5 protein-coding genes are annotated in these 12,136 nt (G+C 42.4%); all 5 read left to right on the plus strand.

Annotated elements, in window-relative coordinates:
- Positions 1-197 precede the first annotated feature (197 nt).
- The 5 genes from ACO6S2_RS07815 (at position 198) to ACO6S2_RS07835 (ending at position 12,136) form a co-directional block, all read left to right on the plus strand.
- Entirely contained in the window at positions 198-3,320 is a 3,123-nt protein-coding gene (locus ACO6S2_RS07815) for a SusC/RagA family TonB-linked outer membrane protein (protein WP_422361940.1), read from the plus strand.
- An 11-nt stretch (positions 3,321-3,331) separates the two neighbouring features.
- Positions 3,332-4,849 carry a RagB/SusD family nutrient uptake outer membrane protein gene (locus ACO6S2_RS07820; RefSeq protein ID WP_422361941.1) on the plus strand — a complete coding sequence of 506 codons (1,518 nt, stop codon included), beginning with the start codon at positions 3,332-3,334 and terminating at the stop codon, positions 4,847-4,849.
- Between the two features lie 76 nt (positions 4,850-4,925).
- Positions 4,926-8,270 (plus strand): FG-GAP-like repeat-containing protein, encoded by a 3,345-nt coding sequence (locus ACO6S2_RS07825; RefSeq protein WP_422361942.1) that lies wholly within the window; start codon positions 4,926-4,928, stop codon positions 8,268-8,270.
- Positions 8,264-10,111, plus strand: a complete 1,848-nt coding sequence (locus tag ACO6S2_RS07830) for a CRTAC1 family protein (RefSeq protein WP_422361943.1) — start codon at positions 8,264-8,266, stop codon at positions 10,109-10,111. The genes ACO6S2_RS07825 and ACO6S2_RS07830 overlap by 7 nt, the downstream gene beginning before the upstream one ends.
- 39 nt (positions 10,112-10,150) lie before the next feature.
- Positions 10,151-12,136: an MGH1-like glycoside hydrolase domain-containing protein gene (locus ACO6S2_RS07835; RefSeq protein ID WP_422361944.1), complete on the plus strand. Its 1,986-nt coding sequence runs from the start codon at positions 10,151-10,153 to the stop codon at positions 12,134-12,136.

Genomic DNA, 12,136 nt, shown 5'->3' on the forward strand with positions numbered 1-12,136 from the left:
TTATTACCGCCAGCCAGTAGAATACTGGTCGTATGCATGCTGTGTAGGGGCTATTTCCAAGATATGTAGGGGCAGTGTAGGGGTAATAAATGTCAAATGGACGTTTATTAAACATACTTTTGATTCATGTTAGTTAAGAAAAATGAGACACTGAGTTTCATTTTCACAGACCCATTTAAAAACATAATTAATAAAGTATGATGAATTGTTTACAAAAGAATCAAAAGCTATTGATGCTCCTGTTGGGGCTCAGCTTTTTGAGCTTCAGCACGCTTGCACAAACAAGTAGTGTGTCCGGAACAATCACTTCCTCTACGGATGGACAGAGATTGCCGGGAGTGAATGTCGTAGTCAAAGGGACTACAGAAGGAACCATCACAGATCTGGATGGTGCGTATAGAATAGAAGTTGAGACTGGTGCTTCACTGGTTTTTAGTTCTATAGGATTTGTTTCGCAGGAAATAGCTGTAGGCTCAAGAAGCACGATCGACATTTCTCTTGATGAAGATATTCAGCAGTTGGGAGAGGTAGTAGTCGTTGGCTATGGTACACAGAAGAAAAGTGACCTGACAGGTGCTATATCTTCAGTGAAAGGTGACGAAATCCGAAAGTTTAGTTCCAACTCCCCAGTAGATGCCCTTCAAGGTCAGATGGCTGGTGTCAACATTATCAAAGGGAGCGGTGGTCCTACCGCCAATACTCGGATAACCATTCGTGGATTGCGATCAGTTAATGGTACCAATCCTTTGGTGATTGTAGATGGACTACAGGGTGATATTAATGCCATTAACCCTGATGATATTGCCAGTGTAGAAGTGTTGAAAGACGCGGCAGCAGCTTCTATCTACGGTTCATTGGCGGCCAATGGTGTGATTATCGTTACTACCAAGTCTGGAGAGTCTGGTGAACCACAATTAGAGTTTAGCTCTTTCTACGGTGTGGATAAAATTCAAAACACCCTAGACTTTGCTAATGCTTCAGAGTACACACAGATTGTTCAAGCGGTAGCTAACAACAGTGGTAGAACAGAACCTGATTTTATCAATCAGCCCTGGGCAGCCAATACCAACTGGATGGACGAGATGTTTAGCGATGCAGCATTCAGTAATTACAACATTACCGTAAGGGGTGGTAGTGAAAAGACTAAATATATGCTGTCTGGTAGCTACAATAAGAGGGAAGGTATCCTGCTCGATGAGCAAAGAGACAAAAAGCAAGTCAGAACTAAATTGGGAACAACTGTTGGTAGGCTTTCTTTGGATGCCAATATTTTCTACAGCCAAATGGATGATAGTTTCTTTACAGGAAATATCAACAATGGATATGAGATTATGCCAATTGTCCCCGTATACGATGGATCAAAAGAATATGGCTATGGTTATATATCTGACGATGACTATGCAGATCAGCCTGATCATGAAAATCCAATTGGCGAAAATGCTTATAAGGATGCCACCAGAAAAATCAAAAACTTGGTAACAAACTTCAGTGCAACGGTAGATATTATTGATGGGTTGAAGGCGACGGGTAGAATCGGTATCGATAACAGAGATACTGACAACTATACGAGGTTTAGACCGCATCAGGTAGCTAATAAGAGACAAACTAGATTTCACTATTTAGAAGAAAGCACGAATCATGAACTCAATAGAAATATTGAAGCTTTCATGAATTACGATAAGACTTTTGGCGATCACTCAATCGGATTAATGGTAGGGGCTTCTCGTCAGGATATAGAAGAAAATTGGATGTCAACTTCTGTAGAAGGTAAACAAATCTTAGATGATGGTACAGAAGAACCGATTGGTTTCAATGAGGATGATTTCAATACCTTCGATGCTGGTGCAGGTGGAGTTTTCAACGCAGAAGGATCAGGATATGAAGTAACTAGAATTTCTCAATATGGACGAGTGAATTATGCATTTGCAGACAGATATTTTGTTCAAGCTTCTGTACGTCGCGATGGTTCATCAAGGTTTGGAGCCAATAATAGATATGGAACATTCCCATCTGCAGCTATTGGTTGGAAAATTTCTAATGAATCCTTTTTCAATGTAGAAGCTATTAGTTTCTTGAAATTGAAGGCCAGTTGGGGTAAACTAGGAAGTGAAGCTGCGCTTGGTGCTTATGACTTTGCTGTATTTACTTCTGGCCCTTACAGATATCCATTTGGAGTAAGTGAGACACAAGGGTTCGGGCGTACATTCCGTGCCTTTCCTAACCCTACCCTCCAGTGGGAAGCTGCAACTACTATCAACTTAGGTGTAAACTTCGGATTGTTTGCCGATCGTTTGATTGGCGAATTCAACTATTACCGAAGAAATACTGAAGATATGATTATCCCTCAGGTGTTACCTGCCTCGTCAGGCTTCTGGGATCCTTTTGTGAATGCAGGTGATGCGGTTAATAAAGGGATAGAACTTGAGTTGACTTACAGAAAAAATATTGGTGATTTCCAATATTCTATTAGTGGTAATGTATCTCACAATTCCAATGAAATCACTAAGGTGGTTAGCGACGGAGATGAGTATTTTGGAGGGCCAACTACTTTGGACGGCACCTCAGCAAATATTAGTAAGCTCGGTTACCCAATTGGTGCATTTTTTGTGTATCAGGCAGACGGAATTTTTCAGGACCAAGCGGAGGTCGATGCACATACGGGTACAGATGCCGACGGAAACACAGTATTGGTACAGCCAGATGCAGCGCCTGGAGATATACGTTTCTCTGACGTAAACGGCGATGGTGTACTCAATAATGATGATCTTGTTTATGCAGGTTCAGGTATGCCAAAGTTCAATTTTGGATTGAACCTAACTGCTGAGTACAAAGGATTGGATTTAACTGTCTCACTTTATGGAGCCAGCGGCCACAAGTTGTACAATGCGGTTCGACAGAACTATGAAGGTTTTGATAATTACAGAAATCATCTAGCAAGTGGAGTAAATGCCTGGACACCAAGTAATACAGATACAGACATTCCTAGAGCAGTTTATGGCGACCCTAATCAGAATGCAAGTAGAAACTCTACAAGATTCATCGAAAGCGGGAATTATGTGAGAGTAAGAAACATTCAACTCGGATATACCATTCCAAGCTTGTTGACGGACAAAATTGGCGTGTCAAAAGTGAGAGTTTACGTGAGTGGTCAGAACCTGTTCACCTTCACCAACTATTCAGGAATTGATCCAGAAATTTCTACTTCTTATTCTAACTATGAGGATTCCGACAACGCGAATGCTGCATTGAATATAGGTACAGACTACGCGACTTACCCGAACATTAAAACCATGTTGGTTGGACTTCAAGTAAACTTCTAAACAAGACAAATATGAAATTGTATAATAAAAACTGGTACAGGTTACTATTGGCATCGATGGCATTTTTGGCTTTCGGATGCGATGAATCTGACCTCGAAAAAGTACCATTGGATCAGACAAGTTCTGAAACCTTTTGGGAGAATGAAACAAACGCCAATGATGCTCTGACTGCGGCATACCGTCAGTTGAATGCCGGCTACTGGAGCCACACGGAGGTGGTCTATGTGATCGATAATTTTAGATCGGATTTTTGTAAGGCAGGCGCAGATGTAGTGGCCAACTACCCAGATCAGGAAGCTTTTTCTTCTTATAGAGTGACTGACGATAATGGCCGTATGGCAGCTTATTGGGGACAACAATATATTGCGATCTCTACCGCAAATCAAGTGATTCACAATGTGCCCTTGATGACCGATGATCAAGTACCGGAGGCACGTCGAAATGAGTTATTAGCAGAAGCTAAATTTTTGAGAGGACTCTTTCATATGAGATTGCTGATGAACTGGGAAGAGATTGTAGTGTTCGATTTTCTAGCTCAAACCGGAGAAGAACTATTCAAAGGTTTATCTACCCGAGATGAGGCCTGGGCAGCTGTAGAAGCTGATTTGTCAGATGCTGCATCCGGTCTCCCAACGAGCTACGATGATAACAATAAAGGTAGAGCAACTCGAGGTGCTGCTTTAGGCTTCTTGGGTAAAGCACAGCTGGAGCAGCATAAATATGCAGAAGCAGCTGCTACTTTGAACCAAGTGATAGACTTGAATGAATATACGCTAGAAGCTGATTATGCTTCCCTGTTTGATGGTTCAAATGAATTGAACAACGAAACACTCTTCGAGTTGGCATTTACTAGTAACGAAGTAGGAGGTACCTCGGTGGAGTACGCCGGAATCTACAATGTAGCAGCGTCTGAAATGGGTGGTTGGGAAGCTATGCTCCCTACACAAGCCTTGTTGGACGAAATGCAAGCAGAAGGTAGAATTTCAACTGATGCAGGGAAGTATGATGCCAGACTATACGGTTCTATTTTCTTTGATGATCCAGATGTTGATATCTATGGGTTGACATATGCAGAAGTTTTTGGCGCAGGAGCTACAAAACTCGGATGGAAAAAGTTCTTATTTAGAGATGTTGCCCCTTGGGATGCAACGAGGTTCGAAGCTTCTGATATCAATACGCCACTATTGAGATATGCCGATATTCTTTTGATGAGAGCTGAGGCGCTCAATGAATCTGGAAGCACCTCCGAAGCGATTCCTTTGATCAATCAAGTAAGAACAAGAGCGTTGATGCCAAATACAACGGCAGCAACTCAGGTTCAAGTGCGAGAGGTTATCATGCATGAAAGAGCAGTTGAATTCGCATTGGAAGGAAGTCGATTCTATGACCTCAGACGTTGGGGAAATGATGTGCTTGAGGATGCCATAACCAACAGTGGAAAAGATGGAGTGGACAACTTCAGTGTTTCAAGTGATAGCTATTTACCTGTACCAGCGGGTGAAAAACTGAGCAATCCACTAATTGACTAATTATAGAATTTAGTTGAATAAGGAAGCTGGGATGGGTTATGCCACCCATCCTAGCCCTTTCTAATTACACAAGAAAATGAATATGATAGATACCCCATATCAGCGATTCATGCTTTTTGCTAAAACAAGTAGTTATTTTCTGCTAATGTTTGTTTTGTTTTGGCAATGTCAGCCTAAAGGAACACCCAGTTCCAATCTCTTTCGGCAAACAACATCCCAAGAATCAGGCGTTGATTTTATCAACCGATTGCCATCCAACCATATGATGAACAATATGGTCTATGATTATTATTACAACGGAGGTGGTGTAGCTGTAGGGGATATCAACAATGATAACCTACCTGACCTTTTTTTTACCGCCAATCTTTTACCCGACCGACTGTATCTAAACAAAGGAGATTTACAGTTTGATGATATTACTGAACAAGCAGGAATAGCCCATTCCAAGTCCTGGAGTACTGGCACAGCGATGATAGATATCAATGCCGATGGTTGGCTCGACATCTATGTATGCAAGTCGGGTAGACTTTCAGAAGAGAAAAGAGCCAATCAATTGTTCGTGAATCAGCAGGATGGAACTTTTAAAGAACAGGCCGCAGGGTACGGACTCAATTCATCCAGTTATTCTACTCAGATAGCATTTCTGGATTTTGATTTGGACGGCGACCTGGACGCCTACCTACTCAACCACCCAATAGAAAAAACTACTGTCCAGGATTTTAAAGAGGTAAGAAATATCACTCACCCATTGGGTGGAGATCAGCTGTTTGAAAACCGAAATGGAAAATATGTAGACATAGGTCAAAAAGTAGGAATCATTGGTAATCCGCTTTCTTTTGGACTAGGAGTGGCCGTAGGAGACCTCAATGCAGATGGTTGGCCAGATCTATTCGTGACCAATGACTATTCCGAACCGGATTACTTGTACTACAATCAGAAAGACGGGACTTTCAATGAAGTGATCAAAGAAAAAACTAGCCAAATATCTAATTTCTCCATGGGCAACGATATCGCTGACTTTAGTAATGACGGCTACTTGGATCTAGTTACAGCCGAGATGTCTCCCGAAGACAATTACAGTATTAAGACCAGTATGAGTGGCATGAATCCCGAGCAGTTTTATCGCTTGGTTGATAATGACATGCATCATCAGTATATGTACAATACCCTTCAGGTGAATGCCGGTAATGGTCATTTTAGCGAGATTGGTCAACTAGCGCAGATCGCTAACACTGGTTGGAGTTGGACGACTCTATTTGCGGATTTTGATTTGGACGGTTATAAAGACCTCTTCATCAGTAATGGTTACAAAGCTGATAACTCAAATAATGACTTTAAAATTTGGTACAAAAAAGCCCTGAAGGAATTCGAATCCAGGAGTTCCGGAGATACAATAGCCTTCATGAACGAAGTGATAAACAGAATTCCTCAAGTTCATATTCCTAATTATTTATTCCGAAATACTGGAAACCATCAATTTGAAAACAGCACTGAAAAATGGGGATTGGCGAACGCCTCATTCTCTACTGGAGCCGCATACGCTGATCTGGACAACGATGGCGATTTAGATCTGGTAATCAATAATGTCGACGAACAGTCCCAAGTTTATGAAAACCAATCTACCCAAAAAAATTATCTAAAAATTAGATTACTTGGAGCAGAAAAGAATCCATTAGGGATCGGTGCTAAAGTAGAAGTACAAGCCGCTGGACAGTCGCAGTACCAAGAACAATACCTAACCCGCGGCTACCAGTCTTCTGTCACGTCGGAGTTGATTTTTGGTTTGGGGTCAGCTGATAGAATAGATCAGGTCAGAGTCATATGGCCTGATGGAAAAACCAGTCGACTGGAAAATGTTAGGGCCAATCAAACGCTTAAAGTTCTCTATGCTGAAGCGAAGAACAATAAGTTGGTCAGATTGGCTTCTCTAAAAAAATCCGACACAAGTGTGTCAAAATTCAAGGATGTCACTAGCGAATTCAAACTCGCACATCAACACATCGAAAATCAATATGACGATTTTGAAAAGGAAAGTTTGCTGCCCCATCGCATGAGCCAGTTTGGGCCTGCTTTAGCCACAGGAGATGTGAATGGCGATGGACTGGAGGACTTCTATGTCGGAGGAGCGAAGGGCCTTCATGGAAGCGTCTATTTACAACAGTCTGACGGTAGTTTCAAAAAGAGAGTTTCAAAACTCTGGGAACGGGAAAAAGAATTTGAAGACTTGGATGCTGACTTGTTTGATGCTGACGGTGATCAGGATTTGGATTTGTATGTAGTGAGTGGAGGCAGCGAGTTTGAGGCGAATTCACCCTGGTTGCAGGATAGATTGTATATCAATGATGGAAACGGCAATTTCTCAAAATCAACTAGGCTGCCTAATAACTTCATCTCTGGAAGCAAAGTTAAACCTTACGACTTCGATCGAGATGGAGACCTGGATTTGTTTGTTGGTGGTAGGCTAGTTCCAGGTCAGTATCCATTACCTACCAAGAGTATTTTACTTAGAAACGAGGGCGGAAGATTCGCTGATATTACGGAGGATACATGTCCTGAGCTATTGGAGATTGGCATGGTCACCGATGCAGTTTGGACGGACTTCAACCATGATGGAGAATCTGATCTGATTCTGGTTGGCGAATGGATGGCTCCAAGGTTTTTTTCAGGCGCAAATGGGCAATGGGAAGAAATTAAAAATACAGGTATCCTGGATCAAACCGGTTGGTGGTTTAGCATCGAGCAAGCTGACTTTGATCAGGATGGAGATATGGATTATGTCGTGGGCAACCTTGGCCTCAACTACAAATACAAAGCATCTCAATCAGCGCCATTTAGTGTGTATACAAAGGACTTCGACGAAAGCGGGAACCTCGATATCGTTTTGGGTTATTACAATAATGGGGAAGAATTCCCGCTTCGTGGAAGGCAGTGCTCTTCCAACCAAATGCCTTTCATCAAAAAGAAATTTCCGACCTATCACGATTTTGGCTCGGCGACGATTGAAGAGGTATATGGATCGGAGTCATTAGAAGGGTCTACACATTACGCTGCAACTAATTTTGCCAGCTCATACATCGAGAACTTAGGCAACGGTCAATTTGCTATGAAGGTACTCCCGATCGAAGCGCAGTTCTCCTCGGTCAATGATTTTGTAGTTAGGGATTTCAATCAAGATGGAAATTTGGATGTTGTTCTAGCAGGTAACCTTTATCAGTCTGAAGTGGAAACGCCGCGCAATGATGCTGGCTATGGACTGCTGCTTTTGGGTGATGGTCATGGTAATTTTAAAACCCAACCATTTAGCGAAAGCGGCCTATTTATAAAAGGCGATACCAAAGTCATAAAAACGATTGAAGTCGGCAATGCTAAATCGATGCTGGTGGGTAAAAATCAAGACTTCCTTCAACTCATCCAATGGTAGGTCTGAATAGGATACATATTGTCTTGATCAGTTTAGGACTCTGGGCTTGTGTCAAAGAACAGCCAAGTACTTTTCTTCTCAGCCGTTTATCAGTAGAGGATACGGGCGTTGATTTTGTAAACAAAATCCCCGAAGGTCCTGAAATGAATAGTCATGTCTATGAGTATTTCTATAATGGAGGAGGTGTGGCTGTAGGTGACATTAACAATGATGGATTACCTGACTTGTATTTCACTTCCAATATTTTCGATAACAAATTATACTTGAATAAAGGAAGTTTGGTATTTGAAGACATTACATCTAATGCTGGAGTTGAAGGCTCCAAGGGTTGGACTACAGGCACCTGCATGGCTGACGTCAACGCAGACGGGTGGCTTGATATTTACGTGTGTAAGTCTGGCCGATTTGGGGCTGAGAAAAGAGCCAACCTATTGTATATCAACAATGGAGACCAGACTTTTTCCGAACGAGCATCCTATTATGGGGTGGACCATTCCGGCTACAGTACCCAAGCTTCGTTCTTGGATTTCGATTTGGATGGTGATTTGGATATGTACTTGCTCAATCACAATATTGACAAGTCCAAACTCAATAATCTAGAATTAGCCAGACGTATTCCAAACGCATATGCAGGAGATCAACTGTTCGAAAATGTAGATGGCAAATATCAAAATGTAACTCAAACAGCGGGTATCATTTCCAACCAATTTGGTTATGGGTTGGGTGTGTCCGTAGGAGATCTAAACAACGACGGATGGCCTGATATCTATGTCGGTAACGACTACATGGAGCATGATTATATGTATCTGAATCAAGGAATAGAAAATGGCGTGCATCAAGGTTTCGAAGAGATATCCAAATCTGCTACAGCTCACACCTCCAACTTCTCTATGGGTACTGACATGGCAGATCTCAATAATGATGGGCTACAAGATCTATTGGTTTTGGATATGTCTGCTCAAGACAACTATGCGATCAAAACCAGTATGAGTGGAATGGATCCAGCCAAATTCAACTTTGCAGTCGAGAATGGATTCCATTACCAATACATGTATAATGCCCTTCAGCTCAATCGGGGCCAGCAAAACGGGCAGCCCTTTTTTAGCGAGATCGCACAATTTTCCGGGCTATCATCTACAGACTGGAGCTGGGCGCCGCTATTGGTCGACTTGAACGGAGATGGTCTGAAAGATGTATTTGTAACGAACGGACTCAAGCGAGACTTTAGAAATAATGACTACAGAATTTTTAAAAAGAAGAGGGTAGAGTCAGCGCATGTAAATGGCGAAAATTACAAGGATTTAATGAATGAACTTATCGCTAAAACTCCTCAACGACTGGTTAAAAATAAATTGTTTTTGAATCAAGGCAATTTGCAATTCACAGATAGTACTAGCATTGAAAACCTACCACCTACTTTTTCTAATGGTGCTGCATTTGCGGATCTGGATCTTGATGGAGACATAGATTTGATACTAAACAATATAGATATGGAAGCGATGATTTTGAGAAATAATTCGGCCTCGGTTCCGGGGTTTAAGTATTTGCAAGTAAGACTAAAAGGGCCTGAACGCAATCCTTTTGGCATAGGGGCCAAGGTAAAAGTAATTACTGCCGATGGATTCCAGCTGCAGGAACAATTTCCGACAAGAGGATATCAGTCGTCAGTAGACTACCTCATGAGCTTTGGTTTAGGAACAGCTTCTCGAGCTGACTCTATCGTGGTATTTTGGCCTGATGGCAAGCAAGAAATCAAGACGGGTCGCGAGGCCAATCAAGTGATTACATTTAATTACACCAAAGCGATCTTTATGTCATCAGGTGAAATCAAGAAAGGATAGTAAATTGAGTAAAAGCGAATTGAGGATACCCAAGTAGTTATGAATAGATTTTGGATAATTTTTATAGGATTGTGTTTGGTTGCGTGTGGTAATCAGGTAGATACGGATGGAATCAATCTCCAATCCAATTTTCCTAACACACTCGATCTTTCTGGTGCTCCAGCCAATGCAAAGGACCGATCAGTTTATAGTTTTTCGGACCTAGGTGCTTGGCACAGCTACTCGCTAAGCCCCAAACCTTCCGGAGGCTTTGTTGGTCCATTTTTAATGACGGATGATAATGGGCTTTGGGCATCCAATCAGCTGGTTACTTTACAACTTTCCCTTGGCGAGCGGGTCTTAGATTTGGCTTCCGCCAAAATGGTCAGGAGTGAATACCTTCCCGGGAAATTGTTGCAAACTTATGAATTGGAGGAATTGAGAATCCAGCAAGAGCTGATCTTCATTTCCAATCGTTCGACCTTGGTAGAATACAAAATCGAAAGTAAGGCTAAACAGCCAAAAGTAACTGCTCATTTGACAGCTTCCACCTGGCTTCCTGATTGGCAGTTCAGCGTTGAGGACAGTCAAGTACTTCTTCAATCAGATAGTAGTAAAACTAAACTATGGCTTACCTTCGATCAGCCGGCGGACGGTTCTGTGGTTTCCAATTCATTTGTAGGTCAGCAACAAGAATTTGATCTTAATCCGAGTTTTCCTGTCAAAATCAGTTACGTTCAGTCTGCATATTTCAATGAAGAGGAGAGAGTAAAAGATCAGTCAACGGTAGCCAAGGCCTTGTCCAATTCCAAATGGGCTTTCGTCAATAATCAAAAACGATGGAATGACTATTTGAGCAGAACACTCACAAAGGCAAATGGAGGAAAGATAGATTCCAGTTATCAAACCCTAGCCGTAAAATCTCTCAATACCCTGATCAACAACTGGCGCAGTGCCGCGGGTGAGCTCAAGCATGATGGACTTTTTCCTTCATACGCATATGGAGGGTTTCATGGTTTTTGGGCTTGGGACTCATGGAAGCACGCTGTTGGTCTTGCCGATATCGTACCACAATTAGCCAAAGATCAAATCCTAACCATGTACGATTATCAGGATATTGACGGCATGATTGCGGACTGCATCTTTAGGGATACCTTGATTGAAAAGCACAATTGGCGTGACACCAAGCCACCATTATCTGGGTGGGCCATCGCGAAAGTGTTTGAAGTCACCAGCGACACCTTGTTTGTTAAGAAGCTCTATCCTAAACTCAAGAAATATCACCAGTGGTGGTACAATTTTCGCGATCACAACAAAAATGGTCTGTGCGAATACGGCTCTACCGACGGAACCAGGGTAGCGGCGGCTTGGGAAAGCGGCATGGACAATGCCGTGCGCTTCGATGAGGCTACCATGCTAACGAATGACGGCGGAGGCTTTTCTCTCGATCAAGAGTCCGTGGATCTCAATGCCTACTTGTATGCCGAGAAGCTATATCTGACTCAGTTGGCTCGTGTGCTTGATCTTTCTTCTGATGCTCAACAATACGAGGAAGAGGCTAAACAATTGGTGGGTTTGATTAGGACGAATTATTACGAGGAAGAGACTGGATTTTTCTTCGATGTGATGCTCGACGGAAAAGTCATTGAGGTATTTGGACCCGAAGGGTGGATTCCGCTTTGGGCGGGAATAGCCACTAAGCAACAAGCGGCAGCAGTAGTAAAGCAGATCATGGACAAGGCTAGGTTCAACACCAAAGTACCACTACCAACTTTAGATGCCTCACATCCAAAATTCAATCCGAAGAATGGCTACTGGCGTGGGCCGGTGTGGTTGGATCAAGTGTATTTCGCCATTCGTGGTTTGGAAAAATATGGTTTTCAGGCTGAAGCCAATGAGTTAAAAGAGAAATTGTTTAACAACGCGGAGGGTTTGTTGACTAATGGCCCTATTCGTGAAAATTATCACCCCATCACGGGCGAAGGACTCAATGCCAAACATTTTAGTTGGTCCGCTGCACACCTATTGATGTTGATCAGAGAATAA

The sequence above is a fragment of the Reichenbachiella sp. genome, assembly GCF_965233835.1.
In the GTDB taxonomy this organism is placed as follows: Bacteria; Bacteroidota; Bacteroidia; order Cytophagales; family Cyclobacteriaceae; genus Reichenbachiella.

Excerpts from the sequence above, each read along its gene's own strand:
- ACO6S2_RS07825 (WP_422361942.1), top strand. The coding sequence starts at position 4,926 with ATGAATATGATAGATACCCCATATCAGCGATTCATGCTTTTTGCTAAA.
- ACO6S2_RS07820 (WP_422361941.1), top strand. The coding sequence starts at position 3,332 with ATGAAATTGTATAATAAAAACTGGTACAGGTTACTATTGGCATCGATG.
- ACO6S2_RS07830 (WP_422361943.1), top strand. The coding sequence starts at position 8,264 with ATGGTAGGTCTGAATAGGATACATATTGTCTTGATCAGTTTAGGACTC.
- ACO6S2_RS07835 (WP_422361944.1), top strand. The coding sequence starts at position 10,151 with ATGAATAGATTTTGGATAATTTTTATAGGATTGTGTTTGGTTGCGTGT.
- ACO6S2_RS07815 (WP_422361940.1), top strand. The coding sequence starts at position 198 with ATGATGAATTGTTTACAAAAGAATCAAAAGCTATTGATGCTCCTGTTG.